The organism is Streptomyces sp. NPDC007971, from assembly GCF_042958635.1.
Classification (GTDB): domain Bacteria; phylum Actinomycetota; class Actinomycetes; order Streptomycetales; family Streptomycetaceae; genus Streptomyces.
Map to the genome: position 1 here is coordinate 544,157 of NZ_JBIBJK010000002.1, position 20,103 is coordinate 564,259.

13 protein-coding genes and 1 pseudogene are annotated in these 20,103 nt (G+C 71.8%); 10 read left to right on the top strand and 4 right to left on the bottom strand.

The genetic code is table 11. The annotated features are described in order from the left end of the window. Positions 1–246: 246 nt before the first annotated feature. From ACFZCP_RS06290 to ACFZCP_RS06310, 5 genes and pseudogenes are all read left to right on the top strand, one after another. On the top strand, positions 247–1,035 hold the full coding sequence (locus ACFZCP_RS06290; RefSeq protein WP_362680652.1) for an ABC transporter ATP-binding protein: 789 nt from the start codon (positions 247–249) through the stop codon (positions 1,033–1,035). Beyond that, a complete protein-coding gene (locus ACFZCP_RS06295) occupies positions 1,032–3,611 on the top strand; it encodes an FtsX-like permease family protein (protein ID WP_391424529.1) in 2,580 nt (859 codons plus the stop codon). Before ACFZCP_RS06290 ends, ACFZCP_RS06295 begins: the two co-directional genes overlap by 4 nt. A gap of 675 nt (positions 3,612–4,286) precedes the next feature. Further along, a complete protein-coding gene (mfd, locus tag ACFZCP_RS06300; RefSeq protein WP_391424532.1) occupies positions 4,287–7,844 on the top strand; it encodes a transcription-repair coupling factor in 3,558 nt (1,185 codons plus the stop codon). Between the two features lie 227 nt (positions 7,845–8,071). Further along, on the top strand, positions 8,072–8,788 hold the full coding sequence (locus ACFZCP_RS06305) for an HNH endonuclease family protein (protein WP_362680646.1): 717 nt from the start codon (positions 8,072–8,074) through the stop codon (positions 8,786–8,788). 55 nt (positions 8,789–8,843) lie between these two features. Further along, positions 8,844–9,343, top strand: a pseudogene (locus tag ACFZCP_RS06310) (hypothetical protein); the annotation flags it as partial. 22 nt (positions 9,344–9,365) lie between these two features. Here the strand turns inward: ACFZCP_RS06310 and ACFZCP_RS06315 are convergent. From ACFZCP_RS06315 to ACFZCP_RS06330, 4 genes are all read right to left on the bottom strand, one after another. Beyond that, on the bottom strand, positions 9,366–10,490 hold the full coding sequence (locus ACFZCP_RS06315) for a hypothetical protein (RefSeq protein WP_362680644.1): 1,125 nt from the start codon (positions 10,488–10,490) through the stop codon (positions 9,366–9,368). Between the two features lie 70 nt (positions 10,491–10,560). Next, positions 10,561–12,321 carry a M48 family metalloprotease gene (locus ACFZCP_RS06320; protein WP_391424535.1) on the bottom strand — a complete coding sequence of 587 codons (1,761 nt, stop codon included), beginning with the start codon at positions 12,319–12,321 and terminating at the stop codon, positions 10,561–10,563. Positions 12,322–12,370: 49 nt separating this feature from the next. After that, the gene (locus ACFZCP_RS06325; RefSeq protein ID WP_391424537.1) at positions 12,371–13,102 is read right to left on the bottom strand and encodes a hypothetical protein; all 732 of its coding nucleotides are present in this window, start codon (positions 13,100–13,102) and stop codon (positions 12,371–12,373) included. Positions 13,103–13,154: 52 nt separating this feature from the next. Continuing rightward, positions 13,155–13,292: a hypothetical protein gene (locus tag ACFZCP_RS06330; protein WP_391424539.1), complete on the bottom strand. Its 138-nt coding sequence runs from the start codon at positions 13,290–13,292 to the stop codon at positions 13,155–13,157. A gap of 195 nt (positions 13,293–13,487) precedes the next feature. Between ACFZCP_RS06330 and ACFZCP_RS06335 the strand changes: the two genes are divergently transcribed. From ACFZCP_RS06335 to ACFZCP_RS06355, 5 genes are all read left to right on the top strand, one after another. Next, a complete protein-coding gene (locus tag ACFZCP_RS06335) occupies positions 13,488–15,950 on the top strand; it encodes an N-6 DNA methylase (protein WP_391424541.1) in 2,463 nt (820 codons plus the stop codon). 171 nt (positions 15,951–16,121) lie between these two features. Continuing rightward, positions 16,122–16,781: a hypothetical protein gene (locus ACFZCP_RS06340; RefSeq protein WP_391424543.1), complete on the top strand. Its 660-nt coding sequence runs from the start codon at positions 16,122–16,124 to the stop codon at positions 16,779–16,781. Positions 16,782–16,819: 38 nt separating this feature from the next. Beyond that, entirely contained in the window at positions 16,820–18,313 is a 1,494-nt protein-coding gene (locus ACFZCP_RS06345; protein ID WP_362697444.1) for a protein kinase, read from the top strand. A gap of 48 nt (positions 18,314–18,361) precedes the next feature. Next, a complete protein-coding gene (locus tag ACFZCP_RS06350) occupies positions 18,362–19,189 on the top strand; it encodes a glycoside hydrolase domain-containing protein (protein WP_391424545.1) in 828 nt (275 codons plus the stop codon). A gap of 203 nt (positions 19,190–19,392) precedes the next feature. Beyond that, positions 19,393–20,040, top strand: coding sequence for a SurA N-terminal domain-containing protein (locus ACFZCP_RS06355; RefSeq protein WP_391424548.1), 648 nt, complete (start codon positions 19,393–19,395; stop codon positions 20,038–20,040). Positions 20,041–20,103: the final 63 nt, after the last annotated feature.

The following is a 20,103-nucleotide window of genomic DNA, read 5'->3' on the forward strand; positions in this document are numbered from 1 at the left end:
GTCCGGAGGACGAGACGGGGCAGGTGCCGTCCTTAACCTGGCTTTACGCCGCTGGGGGGCGGCGGACCGCACCGAGTGGGGCGGTTGACCGCACCGACGGGGGTGGGGTTTACCCCCGCACAAGAGGGGGCTCCGCGCCAGTGCGCGGCACACCCGCCGGACGCGAGACTCACCGACGTACCCACAACGACGCACCGGACACCCGGGCGCATCTACCGATCTGCGAACCGATATAGGAGACATACCGTGACTTCGGCTGTGACCATTCCCAGGCACGGGGGCACTGGAGGGCGTACGGCCGTTGCCGCGCGGGCGCGGCAGGTCGTGAAGGCGTACGGGTCCGGCGAGACCCGCGTCGTCGCCCTGGACCACGTCGACGTGGACATCGCCCGCGGCCAGTTCACCGCGATCATGGGCCCCTCGGGGTCCGGCAAGTCCACGCTGATGCACTGCCTCGCCGGGCTCGACACCGTGACCGGCGGTCAGATCTACCTGGACGAGACCGAGATCACCGGCCTGAAGGACAAGAAACTCACCCAGCTGCGCCGGGACCGGATCGGCTTCATCTTCCAGGCGTTCAACCTGCTGCCCACCCTGAACGCGCTGGAGAACATCACGCTCCCCATGGACATCGCCGGCCGCAAGCCCGACAAGGCGTGGCTGGACCGGGTCGTGGAGACCGTCGGCCTCGCCGGACGGCTCAGGCACCGGCCCACCCAGCTCTCCGGCGGCCAGCAGCAGCGCGTCGCCGTGGCCCGCGCCCTCGCCGCCCGCCCGGAGATCATCTTCGGCGACGAGCCGACCGGAAACCTCGACTCGCGCGCGGGCGCCGAGGTCCTGGGCTTCCTGCGCCGTTCGGTGGACGAACTGGGCCAGACCATCGTGATGGTCACCCACGACCCGGTCGCCGCCTCCTACGCGGACCGTGTGCTGTACCTGGCCGACGGCCGGATCGTCGACGAGATGTACCAGCCGACGGCCGATCAGGTCCTGGACCGCATGAAGGACTTCGACGCCCGGGGGCGCACGTCATGACCGTCCTGAAGACCTCGATGCGCAACTTCTTCGCGCACAAGGGCCGCATGGCCCTCTCGGCGGTCGCGGTGCTGCTGTCGGTCGCCTTCGTCTGCGGCACGCTCGTGTTCACCGACACGATGAACACCACCTTCGACAAGCTCTTCCAGGCGACCTCCTCGGACGTGACGGTCGCCGCCAAGGGCTCCTCCGACACCGGCCAGACCACCTCCCGCACCGGCAGGCCGCCGGTGATGCCGGCCTCCGTGGTCGGCGAGGTCCGGGGCGCCCAGGGCGTCAGGAAGGCCGAGGGCACGGTGTTCTCGACCTCGGTGACCGTCGTCGACCACCACCTGGACAAGCTCTCGCCCAGCAGCGGTGCGCCGACCATCGTCGGCAGCTGGAACGGCAACGACGCCCGCACCATGAAGATCACCTCGGGTTCGGCGCCCAAGGGCTCCGGCCAGATCATGGTCGACGCGGACACCGCCGACAAGCACCACATCAAGCTCGGTGACGACATCGGTGTGATCACCGTCGTGGGCACGCACCACGCGCGTGTGTCCGGCATCGCCACCTTCACCGTCACCAACCCCGGCGCGGCGATCTTCTACCTGGACACGAAGACCGCCCAGCAGACCCTGGTCGGCCGCACCGGCGTCTACACCAACGTCAACGTCACCGCCGCCAAGGGCGTCACCGACGCGCAGCTGAAGAAGAACGTGACCGCCCGGCTCGGCCACGGCTACAAGGTGCAGACCGCCAAGGAGGTCGCCGACGCCAACCAGAAGGACGTCAAGAGCCTCCTGGACGTGATGAAGTACGCGATGCTCGGCTTCGCGGGGATCGCCCTCCTCGTCGGTGTCTTCCTGATCGTCAACACCTTCTCGATGCTGGTCGCCCAGCGCACCCGCGAGATCGGCCTGATGCGCGCCATCGGCTCCTCCCGCCGCCAGGTCAACCGGTCCGTACTCGTCGAGGCCCTGCTGCTCGGTGTCATCGGGTCCGTGCTGGGCGTCGGCGCCGGTGTGGGCATCGCCGTCGGCCTGATGAAGCTCATGGGCGCCACGGGCATGCACCTGTCCACCGACGATCTGACCGTCGCCTGGACGACACCCACGGTCGGCCTGCTGCTGGGTGTGATCGTCACCGTCCTCGCCGCCTACCTGCCCGCCCGGCGCGCCGGCAAGGTCTCCCCGATGGCCGCCCTGCGCGACGCCGGGGTTCCGGCCGACGCGAAGGCGGGCCTGATCCGGGCGCTGATCGGCCTGGTCCTCACCGGCGCCGGCACGTACAGCCTGTACGTGGCTGCCACCGCCGACAAGGCCAAGGACGGCTCGGCCCCGCTGGGACTCGGCGTGGTGCTGACCCTGATCGGCTTCGTCGTCATCGGCCCGCTCCTCGCGGGTGGCCTGGTCCGCGTCCTCGGCATGGTCATCCTGCGGATCTTCGGCCCCGTCGGACGGATGGCCGAGCGCAACGCGCTGCGCAACCCGCGCCGCACCGGCGCCACCGGCGCCGCGCTGATGATCGGCCTCGCCCTGGTGGCCTGTCTCTCGGTGGTCGGCTCCTCCATGGTCGCCTCGGCCACCGACCAGCTCGACAAGACCGTCGGCACGGACTTCATCATCCAGCCGGACAACGAGCAGCTCATCAACTCCCAGGAGGTCAAGCTCATCAGGAGCACCCCGGGTGTCGCGCGGGCCACCGAGTACCGGCCGATCCAGGCCGATTTCATCACCCCGGACGGTCAGAAGGTCAAGGACACGGACGTCACGGCGGCCGACCCGACCTACGCGACCGACCTGCGAAAGAAGACCGTCGCCGGCAACCTCAAGGACGCCTACCTGCCCGACTCGATGTCCGTCCACGAGAAGTTCGCCAAGGCCCACGGCATCCACCTCGGCTCGAAGATCACCGTCGCGTTCCGGGAAGGGTCCACCGCCCACCTGACGGTCCGCGCGATCACCAGCAGCGACGAGGTGATCGACCAGGGCGCCAAGTACACGTCCCTCGCCACGCTGGCCAAGTACGTGCCCGCCGGCAGCATGCCGCTCGACCAGATGGTCTTCGCCACCGCCAAGGACGGGCAGCAGGCGGCCGCCTACAAGGCACTGAAGTCGGCCCTGCACCGCTACCCGCAGCTCACCGTGCGCGACCAGACCGACTACAAGAAGGCGCTGAAGGACCAGATCGGCCAGCTGCTGAACATGATCTACGGCCTGCTGGCGCTCGCGATCATCGTCGCGGTCCTCGGTGTGGTGAACACGCTCGCCCTCTCCGTGGTCGAGCGGACCCGGGAGATCGGCCTGATGCGGGCCATCGGACTCTCCCGGCGCCAGCTGCGCCGCATGATCCGGCTGGAGTCCGTGGTGATCGCCGTCTTCGGCGCCCTGCTCGGCCTCGGCCTCGGCATGGGCTGGGGCGCGACCGCCCAGAAGCTTCTCGCCCTGGAAGGGCTGAAGATCCTGGACATCCCCTGGCCGACGATCATCGCCGTCTTCATCGGCTCGGCCTTCGTGGGCCTGTTCGCCGCCCTGGTCCCGGCGTTCCGGGCGGGCCGGATGAACGTCCTGAACGCCATCGCGACGGAGTAGCAGCGGCGCACCAGGAGCCGGCCGAAGACCACCGCATACGGGGGTTGCGGGGGAAGACCCGGTGCCGGGAAGTCACCAAGACTTCCCGGCACCGGGTTCTTTGCCCGCCCGCACACTGCTGCCGCCCCGGCCGGACCACGACCGGTCCGGATCCGGGGACGGGGACGGGGACGGGGGCAGGGACTCTTCCGCGGAGACCGGGCCGGATCTTCGCGGGGTCGCCCATTCCGGTGACCGGGTCGGACGTTCGTGTGGGCTGTTCTTGTGGGGACTGGGGCGGGTCTTCGTGTGGGTTGTTCTCGTGGTGACCGGGTCGGACGTTCGTGCGGGCTGTTCTTGTGGGGACCCGAGCGGATGTTCGTGCGGGTCGTCCTTCTGGTGACCGGGGCGGATCTTCGTGGGCCGCCTTTCCGGCGCCCGGTCCGGATCTTCGTGGGGGCGTCCTTCTGCCGACCGAGGCGGGGCCTCGGGGAGTCTCGGGGGCCTCGGGGAGCCTTTGTGCCGACCGAGTCGGGCGGTGGGTGGGCGGAGGTACGGGGGTCCAGGGGGCGGAGGCCCCCTGGTTGTCCACAGGCTCCGACGGCAGCGCCGACAGCGTCGTACGCTGGACACCCCCGGTCGCCACCCGCATCGGGCCCTTCGCGTTGCCCCATACCCGGACGGAAAGCCTCCTCCATGAGCCTGCACGGTCTGCTCGACGCCGTCGCCAAGGACCCCGCCCTCGCGGAAGCGATCGACGCGGCCGCGGACGGCAACCGCATGCACATCGACCTCGTCGGCCCCCCGGCCGCCCGCCCCTTCGCGGTCGCCGCCCTCGCCCGCGAGGCCGCCCGCACGGTGCTCGCGGTCACGGCGACCGGCAGGGAGGCCGAGGACCTCGCCGCCGCCCTGCGCTCGCTGCTGCCCGCCGAGGGCGTCGTGGAGTACCCCTCCTGGGAGACCCTCCCGCACGAGCGCCTCAGCCCGCGCAGCGACACCGTCGGCCGCCGTCTCGCCGTCCTGCGCCGCCTTGCCCACCCGCGCCGGGACGACCCCGAGACCGGCCCGGTCTCCGTGGTCGTAGCCCCCGTGCGCTCCGTGCTCCAGCCGCAGGTCAAGGGCCTCGGCGACCTGGAACCGGTGTCCCTGAAGACGGGGCAGAGCGCCGACCTGAACGCCATCGTGGAAGCCCTCGCGGCCGCCGCCTACGCGCGCGTGGAGCTGGTCGAGAAGCGCGGCGAGTTCGCCGTACGCGGCGGCATCCTCGACGTGTTCCCGCCCACCGAGGAACACCCCCTGCGCATCGAGTTCTGGGGCGACGACGTCGAGGAGATCCGTTACTTCAAGGTCGCCGACCAGCGCTCCCTCGAAGTCGCCGAGCACGGCCTGTGGGCCCCGCCCTGCCGCGAACTGCTGCTCACGGACGACGTACGCGCACGTGCGCGTGCCCTCGCCGAAGAGCACCCGGAGCTGGGCGAACTGCTCGGCAGGATCGCCGAGGGCATCGCGGTGGAGGGCATGGAATCCCTCGCGCCCGTCCTGGTGGACGACATGGAGCTGCTGCTCGACGTCCTGCCCAAGGGCGCGATGACCCTGGTCTGCGACCCGGAGCGGGTCCGCACGCGCGCCGCCGACCTCGTCGCCACCTCCCAGGAGTTCCTGCAGGCGTCCTGGGCGGCCACCGCGGGCGGCGGCGAGGCGCCCATCGACGTGGGCGCGGCCTCCCTGTGGTCCATCGCCGACGTCCGCGACCGCGCGCGCGAGCTGGACATGATGTGGTGGTCCGTCTCGCCCTTCGCCGTCGACGAGGAACTGACGGACCCCTATGCCGCCGACGCGGCGGGCGACACCCTCAAGCTGGGCATGCACGCTCCCGAGACCTACCGCGGCGACACCGCGAAGGCGCTCGCCGACACCAAGGGCTGGCTCGCCGACGGCTGGCGCACGGTCTTCGTCACCGAGGCCCACGGCCCGGCCGCCCGCACCGTCGAGGTGCTCGGCGGCGAGGGCATCGCGGCCCGCCTCGACGCCGACCTCGCCGAGCTGAGCCCCGCCCTGGTGCACGTCTCCTGCGGCTCCATCGACTACGGCTTCGTGGACCCGGCGCTCCGGCTCGCCGTCCTCACCGAGACCGACCTGACCGGCCAGAAGGCCGCGGGCAAGGACGGCGCCCGCATGCCGGCCCGCCGCCGCAAGACCATCGACCCGCTCACCCTGGAGCCGGGCGACTACATCGTCCACGAACAGCACGGCGTCGGCCGCTACATCGAGATGGTGCAGCGCACCGTGCAGGGCGCCACCCGCGAGTACCTGGTCGTGGAGTACGCCCCCGCCAAGCGCGGCCAGCCCGGCGACCGCCTCTACATCCCCACCGACCAGCTGGAACAGATCACCAAGTACGTCGGCGGCGAGGCCCCCACCCTGCACAGACTCGGCGGCGCCGACTGGACGAAGACCAAGGCGCGCGCGAAGAAGGCCGTCAAGGAGATCGCCGCCGACCTCATCAAGCTCTACAGCGCCCGCATGGCCGCCCCCGGCCACACCTTCGGCGCGGACACCCCCTGGCAGCGCGAGCTGGAGGACGCCTTCCCGTACGCGGAGACCCCCGACCAGCTCACCACCATCGCCGAGGTCAAGGAGGACATGGAGAAGTCGGTCCCCATGGACCGCCTGATCTGCGGCGACGTCGGCTACGGCAAGACCGAGATCGCGGTCCGCGCCGCCTTCAAGGCCGTACAGGACGGCAAGCAGGTCGCCGTCCTCGTGCCCACGACCCTGCTGGTCCAGCAGCACTTCGGTACGTTCTCCGAGCGGTACTCGCAGTTCCCGGTGAACGTACGGGCGCTCTCCCGCTTCCAGACCGACACGGAGGCGAAGGCGGTCCTGGAGGGCCTCAACGACGGCGCCGTGGACGTCGTCATCGGCACCCACCGCCTCTTCTCCTCCGAGACGAAGTTCAAGGACCTGGGCCTGGTCATCGTCGACGAGGAACAGCGCTTCGGTGTCGAGCACAAGGAACAGCTGAAGAAGCTCCGGGCCAACGTCGACGTGCTGACCATGTCCGCCACCCCGATCCCGCGCACCCTGGAGATGGCGGTCACCGGCATCCGCGAGATGTCCACGATCACCACGCCCCCGGAGGAGCGGCACCCGGTGCTGACCTTCGTCGGACCGTACGAGCAGAAGCAGATCGGCGCGGCCATCCGCCGCGAACTGCTGCGCGAGGGCCAGGTCTTCTACATCCACAACCGGGTCGAGTCCATCGACCGCGCGGCGGCGCGCCTGCGCGAGATCGTCCCCGAGGCACGCATCGCCACCGCCCACGGCCAGATGTCCGAGACGGCCCTGGAACAGGTGGTCGTCGACTTCTGGGAGAAGAAGTTCGACGTCCTGGTGTCGACCACGATCGTCGAGTCCGGCATCGACATCTCCAACGCCAACACCCTGATCGTGGAGCGCGGCGACACCTTCGGCCTGTCCCAGCTGCACCAGCTGCGCGGCCGCGTCGGCCGTGGCCGCGAGCGCGGGTACGCCTACTTCCTGTACCCGCCGGAGAAGCCGCTGACCGAGACGGCGCACGAGCGTCTGGCCACCATCGCCCAGCACACGGAGATGGGCGCGGGCATGTACGTGGCGATGAAGGACCTGGAGATCCGCGGCGCCGGCAACCTGCTCGGCGGCGAGCAGTCCGGGCACATCGCCGGCGTCGGCTTCGACCTGTACGTCCGCATGGTCGGTGAGGCCGTCGCCGACTACCGGCGCCAGCTGGAGACCGGCGAGATCGAGGAGGAGCCGCCGCTCGAGGTCAAGATCGAGCTGCCCGTCGACGCCCACGTCCCGCACGACTACGCCCCCGGCGAGCGCCTGCGCCTGCAGGCGTACCGCGCCATCGCCTCCGCCAACTCCGAGGACGACATCAAGGCCGTCCGCGAGGAACTCACCGACCGCTACGGCAAGTTGCCCGAGCCGGTGGAGAACCTGCTGCTGGTGGCCGGCCTGCGGATGCTCGCGCGGGCGTGCGGCGTCGGCGAGATCGTCCTGCAGGGCACCAACATCCGCTTCGCCCCGGTGGAGCTGCGCGAGTCTCAGGAACTGCGCGTCAAGCGGCTCTACCCGGGCACGGTCATCAAGCCGGCCGCGCACCAGCTGCTGGTCCCGCGCCCGAAGACCGCGAAGGTCGGCGGCAAGCCGCTCGTCGGCCGGGAACTGCTGGCGTGGGTGGGTGAGTTCCTCACCACGGTCCTGGGGTCGTAGGCGCCGTACCCGGCGGACTCCGGTACAGCAGGGTGTGAGCGGGCGCACGCGGGCGTGCGCCGCGCTCTCCGGCAAGGCGCCACATGCATCAAATGGCGCCCGGCTTGCCCCTGAATCCTCCCTTTGTCGCCCATCTGATGGCAGCGGATGGGCAGTTACCGTAGGGGTGGATCGGTCCGCCCCGCACCCGGGGCGGACCAGGGCGAGCAGCAAGAGGGGGGCGCACCGTGTCGCGTCTGAGGAGTGGGGCGGTCACCGCGGCGGTCGTGCTGGTCGCCGTGGCTGGCTGCAAGCCCGGGCAGAGCAAGGGCGCCTCCGGGCCCGAGGGGACCGGGGGCACAGGCGCCGCCCTGACCGCCGCCGGCACACTGCCCGTCAAGGGGCGTGCGCCCAAGACCGGTTACTCCCGGGAGCGCTTCGGCACCGCCTGGGCGGACACGGACTCCAACTCCTGCGACACCCGCGACGACATGCTCAAGCGCGACCTGAAGGACGTGAAGTTCACCGGCGGCACCTGCAAGGTCTCCTACGGCCTGCTGGAGCCCGACCCCTACTCCGGCAAGGAGATCACCTACCGGCGCGGCCGCAGCCTGGTCGACATCGACCATGTCGTCGCCCTCTCGGACGCCTGGCAGAAGGGCGCCAAGTACTGGGACCCCGGCAAGCGCATAGCGCTGGCCAACGATCCCCTCAACCTCATCGCGGTCGACGCGAGCGCCAATCGCGGCAAGGGAGACGGCGACGCGGCCACTTGGCTCCCGCCGGACAAGGCCTACCGCTGCACCTATGTCGCCACCCAGGTGGCGGTGAAGAAGAAGTACGGCCTGTGGGTCACCTCCGCCGAGAAGGCCGCGATGAAGAAGGTCCTCGCCGGCTGCCCCGGCCAGAAACTCCCCTCGGGCGGCAACCCGACCGAGGCGCCCGCGCGCTTCCGGGCGCACTGAATCCACCCCGTCCATTCGCCGGCACGCCGAGTGCGCACTGCCTGCCGTGACCACCCTGGACGTCAAGGTGCGCAGCATCGCCGAGCGGCCCGACCGGCTGCCGGCGGTGCCGGAAATGGCCGACACACGGCCGGAGTTCGTGACCGACGACTCTGCGGGCAACGCTCGTCAAGGCCGGATCCCCACCGAACGGCCCGAGTACGCGCTGTTCGCCCAGGACCAGCACGGCGAGGTCGTCGCCCCCGTTCGCCCCAGCGCCAAGCACCGCGAACCGCACCCCCGATCACCGAGTACGCCCACCGGGTTCGTTCCGACGGCCTGCCCGCGGACCCCTGGCTTGTGCGTGCACGTCCGCGCCGGGGCGGCCGTCTACTCCGTCGCCCCGGCCTCCACGACGGTCGGCGCCTCGCCGGAGGAGTGGCGCCGCTGGACCGGGCTGCCTTTCGACACCCGGGCCAGATCGAGGTACCCGGCACCCTGGTCCCGGTCCGCTGCGAACCGGAACGCGGGTACGCCGTCCACGTCGAGCCCAGCGTCTGGATGCGGCACCGGCTGCAGGTGCCTCGCCCGGTGCCCGTCAGACCCCGGTGGAGTGGCCGCGCGGCGCAGGGGCGGGGCAGCCCGCCTTCTCCCAGAAGACGAAGGCGTTGGTGCGGGCGTAGACGAAGGCCTTGACCGGGTTGGCGGAGTACGTCCATGGCACGCTGCCGATGTATGCGCCGACCGCCCGGAACTGCTCGACGGCCTCCGCGTACCGCATCGTCAGGAACAGGGCGTCCGCCAGCAGGTGCCGGACCACCGGCAGTCGGTGGTGTCCGGCCGGCACCTGGTCCACGGCGTCCAGAGTGGCGTCCACGGCCGCCTGGACGAACGGCTGGTGGTACACGGGCTCCTCGCGCTCCCGGGTCCCGTGCTCCAGCAGCGCGTACAGACGGAGTACGGGCAGCAGACTTCCCGGGGGAGCCGTGGCCGCGGCCTGTTCGGCGAACGCGTACATCAGCTCGTGCGAGCCGCGCCACTTGGCGCACCAGAACTGCAGGGCGCTGACATGGGCACCGAAGTGGTGCGGGTCGCGTGCGGTGATCTCGGCCCACAGCGCCCGGAAGTCCTCGTGCGACCAGCCGAGCCCCAGGGCGATGGTGATCTGCGCGATCCAGGGGCAGGGGTCCTCTGGTGCCGTCCGGGCGGCCTCCTGGCAGGCGGGCAGTGCCTCGGCCAGCAGCCGGTGGAAGCCCTCGAACTGCTCCGCCGTGGTGTGCTTCGCCTGCTTCGCGCCGCGGACCTTGCCCGCGAGGACGACGAGGGCGTCGGCGTGCACGAGCGCGGCGGACGGGTCGCCGGGGTGCTCGGTTCTCCACGCCCTGAGCCAGGTGTCGTCCTCGGCGGCGGCCCGTGTGAGGGTGCCGAGCCGGTACCACCGCAGGTCCCAGTCGCGGCCCGCCCCGGCCAGGTAGGCGGCGGCCCGCCGCCAGTCACCGGCGAGGGCGGCCTCCTCGACCGCGTCGGCCTCCGGATCGGGGCCCGCGCGACGGGCGTCGAGCTGAGCGGCGGGCACCAGCCCGTACTTGGCGGGATCGATGTTGACCGGGGCCTTGGCCTTCGCCTCGGCCCGAGCGGCGCGCGCCTTGCGGGCGTTGCGGGGGATGGTGACGGCCGCGTAGACGAGGGCGCCGGCACCGGCTATGTCGATCAGGACGTTCATACCGGGTCTTTCCGAGTCGTGGCCGCCTGAAGAGGTGACCGGGGAGGCTGTGGGGCAGGAAGGAGAGCCGTCACGGCGGGGTGGGGGCCGGGAGCGCGGTACCGCCGACCGGAGAACGGTCGCCGCTGATCAGCAGGGCGCGCAGTGGCGCCGTGCCGGCCGGATCGGCGACCGCGTGGTCCAGGGCCTCCTCCAGAGCCTCGGCGAACCGCTCGGGTGCCGCCTGTCGCACCGGGGGCCCGGCCCAGCACAGCTCGAACCGGACCAGCCCCGCGTCCAGCGCGGCGAGCAGGGCCAGTTGGCGCAGGGCCGAGCGGAAGGCCGTCCTGGCGAACTCGCGCGCCGCACGGCCGCTGTTTTGGCCGGCCTGCTCCGACCTGGGGAGCCGGCCGGCGATCTCGTACAACAGACCCCGGTCGATCAGGTCCAGGAGGCGCTGGAGGTGGGTGACTGCCGGTGCGGCGGCGCCCCACGCGCCGGCCACCTCGGCCATGGCCTCCAGTAGCGGACCCGCCTCCCGCGCCCAGCTCTCGCGCCGGATCTGCGAAGGCAGTTCGGCCCAGCGCACCCGCCGCCCGGACGGCGTCCGCGGGCTCAGTACAGCCCGCTCCAGCTCGGCGAAGAGGCTCTCCGGCGCCCGGAGCAGCGAGAACGCGGGGCGCCGTACGCGCGAGGTGGTGCGTCCGTCGTCGGGGAGCGCCTCCAGCGCCGCGATCCGGTCGGCCGTGGGTGGGTGGCTGTCGTAGGGAGACCTCTCCTGGGGCATCTCGTGCGGGAGCGGCTCCCGGGCCAGGGCCTCCAGTTCCAACCGGCGTGTGTCGTCCGCGAGCAGGAGGACGAGCCCACCGTAGAACTGCCCTTCCGGCGGCAGCAGGCCGGCCTCCCGGCCCAGCAGGGCGTAATCGTGCAGATAGAGGTCGTCGGCGGCTTCGAGCGCGGGGATGCGGCGCAGTGCGGCGGCCGTGGTGTCCCGTCCGGCGACCCGGGCGGCCGCCAGATCGGCCGCGTACTCCTGCCGGCGGCTGACGGCCTCGGTCAGACGCAGGCAGAGCCTGGCGTACGCGGAGAAGACGACGGCCAGGCAGTGGTCCGGGCCCCGCGTGGGCACCCGCTTCGGCGGCGGCGACTTGCCGGCCGACCGGCGGCGTGCGGCCCGTGCGGCGAACGCCGCCTTCTCCTCGGCCTCCTGACGTGCGGCCCGCTGCTGCAGCGTGAGCACGGTGTTCAGCAATCTGCTGCGCAGTGCCCAGAGCAGGCTTCCCAACCGGCTGTCGTCGTGCGCGTAGTGCCCGAGCTCGTGCGCGAGCACGGCATCCAGTTCGTCCTCCGGCAGGCCGATCAGCAGCGCCGTCCCGAGGAAGAGCCGCCGTTCGCCCGCGATCAGCCCGAGCCACCGGGCGTCCTCCTGGACCATGGCACCGGCCCCCGGGATCACCCGTATCTCCGCGGGGGCCCGCGTGCCCACCCGCTCGGCCAGATCACGCACGCGCCGCCACAGCTCGGGCTGCTGCTGCGGCGTCAGCGGCAGCCCGGGCAGTTCGTCCCGCTCGGCCGGACGGCCACGGCTGAGGAGGACGACCCGCAGAACGCACCAGGCGATCGCCAGTGAGCCGAGGTAGCCCTCGAGAGTGACGACCGTGAAGCCCGGGCCCCGGGCCAGCATGACGTCCAGGACCGCCAGGGCGACGAGGACGAGCAGGGCCAGCAGGTAGAACCCGATCAGCAGGCCGAGGGCGAGCGCGGCGCGCAGCGGGGCTCCGGGTACGCCGCGGTCTCGTACGACGGCCTCGTCGTCGGCGGCGCTGCCGACGAGGCGGGACGTCAGACGCATCGGCATCCTTCACGGGTACGGAACGGACGTGGGGCTGTGATGCCGGTGATCAGCCCTGGCCGCCCGGCGCCGCCTCCTTCTTCAGCGCCGCCAGGATCGTCGTCGTCACCTTCTTGGCGGAAGCGGCACCGTTGTCGCCGCCCGCCGTGGACAGCACGGTGACCACGGAGCTGCCGGAGCGAGCCGCTATCAGCGTGGTGCCGTTGTCCCAGTAGCCGCTCGTCAGCGTCATCGTGTAGGCCTCGTCCCCGAGTCCGGACGTGGAGCTGCCGACGACCTTCACCTTGGCGTGCGCGTCGGTGTCCGTGAACGTGGCGCACTCACCGGCCACGGTCTGCAGTTGCTTCATCAGCGCGGTTGCGGTCGTGCCCTGGAAGGCGTCGATCTCCTGGGCCACTTCCTCGGTCTTGTTCGCGTAGTCCTCCTGCGCGAACGACACCCCGCCCTTGTAGCCGGACACCTGGATCCATGACGTGGTCTCCAGCCTGGTGCAGTCCGGCTTCGCGGTCTTCCTGCTGGACGGGGAGAGGAACTGGCCACCGCTGTCCGCGGAACCGTCCGCCTCGAGGGTGAGCCCGGACGGGATGGCCGACGCGGGCGCCATCGCCTTCTTCAGCTGTGTACCGGTGAGCAGACCGGCGTTGGGGTCCTTCGCCTTGGCCGGCTTGGCGCTCGCGCCGGTACCGGTACCGGCGCCGGTGCCGGAGGAGGAACAGGCGGACAGGGCCAGGGGGAGTGCCGCGACGGCGATCAGCATGACGGCACGGGACGGGATGCGCATAGGAGTCCTTCTCGGGGTGGTGGAACAGCTGTGCAAGGTATGCAGTGAGAGATCACATAAAGATCACATAAGGTTCAAGGGGCAACCAAAGTGCTGGCGTGCCGCCCTTGCCGCCGCTGCCGGCGTTCGTGGACACGGCACCGATGACGACGACCCCCACGACGGCGCCCAGCGCGACCTTGGCCTTCATGCCTATGGCGAATCCCCTCCCCAAAGCTGCGGCCGTCCCCTCCGGTGGCCGCCCGTTCGCTGGGTCAATGAGATCAGAGCTTGTGAACCGAGTCAACACGATTCACGGGATCGATCCTGTACACGTCCGTGAATGCATGGATCTTGTGTACGTCGGTATGCTCGGCACACACATGGGACGAGGGGAGCGGGGCCGGTGCAGGACAACGCGACAGAGGTGACCGCTGCCGGTATCGCACGGCTCGCCGGAGTGGGCCGGGCCGCCGTCAGCAACTGGCGCCGCCGGCACGCCGACTTCCCCAAGCCGGTAGGCGGCACCGAGACCAGCCCGTCCTTCGCCCTCGCCGAGGTCGAGGCCTGGCTGCGCAAGCAGGGCAAACTCGCCGAGGTCCCGCTGAGCGAACGGGTCTGGCAGCAGCTCCTCGGCCACCCCGAGGGCCCGCTGGCGGCGCTCGTCCACGCCGGTTGCGCGCTGCTGCTGATCCACGAGCGCCCCACCGTCTGGCTCGACGTGAGCGCCGGTTCGGACGAGCGCCTGGCCGCGATGCTGCCGGGCGCGCTGGAGCAGGTGCTGACACCGCGCTTCGGCGGAGTGCCGGGCCGTACGGTGCACAGCGGCCGGTCCGCGGGCGGCGCGGGAGCTGTGCACAGCTCCCGCGCCGCACAGGGGGTGAACACCACGCCGGTCGTCACCGGTGTGAACGCCGAACCGACCGCACCGGATGTGAACGCGAGCGCCGCGACACCCGATGTGAACACCACACCTACGGCGGCCGGTGTGAACACGGAGCCGACACCCCACGGCGTGAACGCGGCACCCGCAGCACCTGGTGTGAACCGCTCAGAGGCACCGCCCCGTGTGAACACCCCGCCCGAGGTTCACGACGCCCCCGCTGTCCACGGGATGCCCGGCGCGCACCCTCTGGCCGACCCCGCGACCCATCCCGCGCCGCACCCCTCGGCACCCCTCACGACCCACGCCACCGCACCCGCCCCCGGCATTGCCGCCCCCGGCACCCCTGTCCCCCGCACCCCCGTCCTGCGCACGCCCAGTGGCCCCCAGATGCTGACCTCCGCCCCGCTCCTGCGCGGTGCCGCCGAGCTGGCCGCCGAGGTGGGGGCGCGGCAGACCTTCGAGTTCCTGCTGGGCCGGCACCTGGACGCCAACCCCCGTCAGTACACGCTCACCCCGGCAGAACTCGCCGGTCTCATGGCCGATCTCGTCGGCCCCGCCCGTACCGTCCTGGACCCGGCCTGCGGCACCGGCGCCCTGTTGCGCGCTGTGGACAGCCGCCCCGACCAGGAGTTGTACGCCCAGGACAGTGCGCCCGACCTCGCTGCGCTCACCGCGCTGCGGCTCGCGCTGCACTCCCGGGCCGCCGTGCGCGGCGCCGCGGGCGACACCCTGCGCGCCGACGCCCACCCCGGGCTGCGCGCCGACGCCGTGCTGTGCCACCCGCCGTTCAACGAGCGCAACTGGGGTCACGACGAACTCGCCTACGACCCGCGCTGGGAGTACGGCTTCCCGGCGCGCACCGAGTCGGAGCTGGCCTGGGTGCAGCACGCGCTGGCCCGGCTCACCGACGGCGGCACGGCGGTCCTGCTGATGCCCCCGGCCGCCGCCTCCCGCCGCTCCGGGCGCCGGATCCGCGCCGACCTGCTGCGCCGGGGCGCGCTCCGGGCGGTCGTCGCGCTCCCGGTCGGGGCGGCACCGCCGTACAACATTTCCCTGCACGTGTGGGTGCTGCGGCGGCCCGAGCGGACGCCGGCGACGCCCGAGGTGCTGCTCGTGGACACGGGGAGGTTCGCCGGGGAGGGGCGGGGCGGTCCGGACTGGGAGGCGGTGCGGGACGCCGTACTGGACGCCTGGCGTGCCTTCGAGCGCGCGGGGCGGCTGGAAGAGCGGCCGGGGCTGGCCCGTTCCGTGCCGGTCATCGAACTCCTCGACGACGACGTGGACCTCGCTCCTGCCCGCCATCTGCCGCCGCCGGCCGTGGCCGACGGCGCGGAGCAGCTCACGGCGGTGCGCGAGCGCCTCGGCGAGACCCTGCGCCTGACCGCCGACCTCACTCCGCCCCCCGCGGATCCGGCTCCGCCCGCGCGCTGGCCGCTCACCACCATCGGCGAACTCGCGCGCGGCGGCGCGCTGGTGCTGCGCACCGGCGGAAACGGCGGCCACGCGCGCGTGCCGGTACTCACCGACCACGACGTCCTCGCCGGCACGGCGCCCTCGGGCACGCTGCCCGAGAGCGACGGGGAGGCTGTGCTGACCGAGCCGGGCGACGTCGTCGTACCGGTGCTCGGCGGAGGCTCGGTGGCGCGGGTCATCGACGAGGCGACGGGAGGCGCCACTCTGGGCCGCAACCTCGTGCTCCTGCGCCCGGACCGCACGTCGCTCGATCCGTGGTTCCTCGCCGGCTTCCTGCGCGGTACCGCCAACAACCGGCAGGCCAGCAGCTACGCCTCCACCGCGACCCGCCTGGACGTGCGCCGGCTTCAGCTGCCCCGGCTCTCGCTGGACGAACAACGGCACTACGGCGCTCGTTTCCGCGCACTCGACGAGTTCGAGCGGGCCCTGCGCCACGCGAGCCGGCTCGGGGAGCAACTCGTGCGCGGGATGTACGACGGCCTCACCGACGGCACGGTCGCCCCCGGCTGACCACTGACCGGAGGTTCCCCGGCCGTGGGCCCGGACAACGGTTCGGTACAGGCCGGACCGCTTGCCCGTGCCGGGCCATATGCTCGAAGCGACAATCGCATCACCGGCGTTGCCCGACCGCGGCGCACGCCGGGCGGATCCGTACGCCCACTTCAGGCAACAGGAGCAGCCATGCAAGGCCACGGCCACGGACAGCCGGTGAAGCAGCCGCCGCACACCGCGTGGCTGGTCTTCCTGCGCGTGCTGTTCGTGGCGCTCGGGCTCTTCAGCATCGGCTTCCTGGCCTGGGTGATGCCGCTGCGGCTGGCCGCGGTCACGCGCAAGGCCCTGGACTGGGGACTGTTCGTGACGGTGCTGGTCCTCGACATCCTCAGCATCGTGCTGCTGGCGAGCGAGCCCGGGGACGAGATCCACACCACCAGCGGCTACCTGGGCCTGTTCCTGCTGCTCGGCACGCTGGTGGGCGCCATGGCGTACTACCTGGTCGCGGAGATCCGCCACTTCATGCTGCAGCAGCAGGCGTACGCGGCACGGGGACCGGCGCCGGCGTACGGCTACCCGGGGCCCGCGAACCCGTACACCGCATCGCCGGCGCCGACCGTGCCGGTCGGCCCGCACACCCCGCCCCCGATACGGCCGGCCCCGGTGCCGCACACCCCGGTGCCTCAGCCCCCGCCGCCCACCCTGCCGCCGCAGCGCCCCGCGCCCGCGCGGATCGACCAGGTGCGGGCGGAGCTGGACGAGCTGAGCGACTACCTGCGCAAGCACGACGGCCACCCCGACGGCCGGAACGAAGGCATGCAAGAGGGCCACCACGAGGGCGGAAGGTGACCGTGGCGACAGGACGTGTCGTTGCCGGCCGCTACGAACTGTCCACGCTCATCGGCCAGGGCGGCATGGGCCAGGTGTGGACGGCGTACGACCAGCGGCTCGACCGGCGCGTGGCGGTGAAGCTGCTGCGCCCCGACAAGGTGGCGGGCCAGGAGGCGGACGAGCTGCGCCGCCGGTTCGTGCGCGAGTGCCGGGTGACCGCGCAGGTCGACCACCCCGGCCTGGTCACCGTGCACGACGCGGGCAGCGAGGGCGAGGAGCTGTTCCTCGTCATGCAGTACGTCGACGGCGCGGACCTCTCCGACCACCTCGCGGAGCACGACCCGTACCCGTGGCAGTGGGCGGTGGCGGTGGCCGCGCAACTGTGCGCCGTGCTGAGCGCCGTGCACGCCGTGCCGATCATCCACCGCGACCTGAAGCCCCGCAACGTGATGGTCAAGCAGGACGGCACGGTCACCGTCCTCGACCTGGGCGTGGCCTCCGTCATGGACACGGACACCACCCGCCTCACCCACACCGGCTCCCCGATCGGCTCGCCCGCCTACATGGCGCCCGAGCAGGCGATGGGCGGCGCGGTCGGCCCGTACACCGACCTGTACGCGCTCGGGGTGCTGCTGCACGAACTGCTCAGCGGAGACGTGCCGTTCTCGGGCTCCACGGCGCTCGGGGTGCTGCACCGGCACCTGTACGAGCCCCCGCTGCCGGTGCGCCGGATCCGCCCCGAGGTCCCGGAGGGGCTGGAAACCCTCGTCCTGCGCCTGCTCGCCAAGGACCCGGAACAGCGGCCGGCGTCCGCGCAGGAGGTGTACGAGGACCTGGCGCCGCTCCTGCCCGCGCGCGGCACCCCCACGGGGGCGCCCCTGGACCCCACGCGCCCCTTCCTGCGTCCGCACGCCCCATGGCCGGACCGGGCGCGCACGCCCGCGCCCCAGCCCGCCCCCGTCGCGCCAGCGCCGCCGGTGACCGGTAAACCGGATGTCGCCGCCGCCGTCGACGAGGTCAAACGCCTCCTGGGGGAAGGGCGCATCACCCAGGCCGTCGACATCCTGGGCGCGATCCTGCCCGCCGCGGCCGAACAGCACGGCGAGCACTCCCCGGTCGTGCGCACCCTGCGCAAGCAGTACGCGGCGACCCTCATGGACGACGGCCAGTACCGGCGCGCACTGCCCGAACTGCGCCGGCTCGCCGACGAACGCGCCGCCGAGGCCGGCCAGGCCGACCCGCAGTCGCTGCGCTTCCGCTACGAGGCCGCGCAGTGCCTGGAGCAGCTGGGCGAACCGGCGGCGGCGCTCGCCGAGTACCGCGCGCTGCTGCCGTACTACGAGAACCAGTACGTCTCCGGTGATCCGCAGCTGGCCCACGAGGTCCGCCGACGCATCGGCCATCTGCTGCTCGCCCTCGGCGACCGGCCGGCCGCCCACGACACGCTCGCGAGGCTGCTGATGGACGTGGAGCGGCTGCACGGCCCGGGACATCCCCTCGCCACCGACATCCGGCGCACTCTGCAGTGGCTGGGGCAGGTGCGCGGATAGGTTTTACTGTTCGCCGAAGATCAGGCGACACACATCAGGGGTGGGGACATGGCCGGCCATCGCCAGTCGAAGAAGCGCAGATACATCACGTGGGCGGTGGCGGGGACCGCAGCCGTGGCCGGGGCCGGCCTTGCCGCGCAGACCTCGATGGCCGCCACCACCTGGCCGGCGCAGAAGACGTTCACGGGCCGCGCCTTCGACACCTGCACCGCGCCCTCGCTGTCCACCATGAAGGCCTGGCACACCGGGTTCTACGGCGCCGCGGCGGTCTACGTCGGCGGCAAGAACCGCGGCTGCAGCCAGCCCAACCTCACCGCCTCCTGGGTGAAGTCGGTCAGCTCCCTCGGCTGGAAGCTCATACCGCTCTACGTCGGCGCCCAGCCGCCGTGCCAGAACAGCTCCAACCCGGAGAAGCTCACCGCCGCCACCGCCGCCTCCCTCGGCACCACCGACGCCAACGACGCGGTGGCCAAGGCGACCGCGCTCGGCATGAAGGCCGGCAGCGCGGTCTACCTCGACATGGAGGCGTACGACACGACGAACAAGTCGTGCAACGACGCCGTGCTCACCTACGTCCGCGCCTTCGACAAGCAGCTGCACGCCAAGACGTACCGGGCCGGCTTCTACGGCTTCACCAGCTCCAGCGCCAAGGCCGTCGCCACCGCGAGCGACAAGACCGACCTGCCCGGCAACCTCTGGTACGCCCTGTGGGACAGCAAGAACACCACCACGACGGACTGGCCCTGGGGATCCACCCAGTTCACCGGTCACAGCCGCGCCCACCAGTACATGGTGAACAGCAAGGAGTCGCACGGCGGCGTCACCCTCACCGTCGACCGCGACGCGTGGGACGCGCCCGTCGCCATCACCGGCTGACTGTCGCCATCACCGGCTGACGGCCGCCGCCGGCGGCCGGGAGCGGGCGGTGAACGAGCGGAGCTGAGCGGCCGGGCGACGGGGCGGTACCAGAACACCCGAGGAATCGTTGGTCGAATGGGTTGGCCAGAGCTTGGCCGCTGCCTACCATCGATCACCGCAAGACTTTGTGCTCCGTCGCACAATCTCCTCAGGAGGCTTCCTTGCACCGCCGCCGTCGCACCGCGCTCGTCCTGTCCGCCGCGATCGCCGCCGCGGCACCTCTCCTGTCCGCCTGCGGAAACGAAGCGCACGCGGGCGCCGCGGCCGTCGTCGGAGGGCAGCGGATCACGGTCGCACAGCTGGAGAACAGGGTCGACGAGGTCCGCAAGGCGCAGCGCGCCGCCGTGTCCGACGACACCCAGTACCAGCAGGTCCTCTCCTCCACCTCCGGCCTGACCCGCGACACCCTGCACAACATGGTCCTCGACCGGGTGCTGCACCGTGCCGCGCAGGACGAGGGCATCTCCGTCACCCGCAAGGAGGTCATGGAGATGCGCGCCGGCCTGGAGCAGCAGGCCGGGGGTGCCCAGGGACTCCAGACGGCCTGGCTGCAGAAGTACGGCATCGCGCCCCGGCGCCTGGACGACAACCTCCGCCTGCAGATCGAGGCGCAGAAGCTCGCCGCGAAGCTCGGGACCGACACCACACAGCCCGCCTTCTGGAAGGCCCTGTCCCAGGCCTCCGCGGAACTCCACGTCGACCTCAACCCGCGCTACGGCTCCTGGGACGTGCAGAAGAGCAGCCGCGTGGACGCGAAGACGCCGTGGGTCCGCGAGGTCACCACGGGGACGCAGCAACAGCAGGCGTAGAGGCAGGGCCCCACATCATCGGTCATACGATCACAGAAGCTTCCGGCCCTGTGGACAACCGAG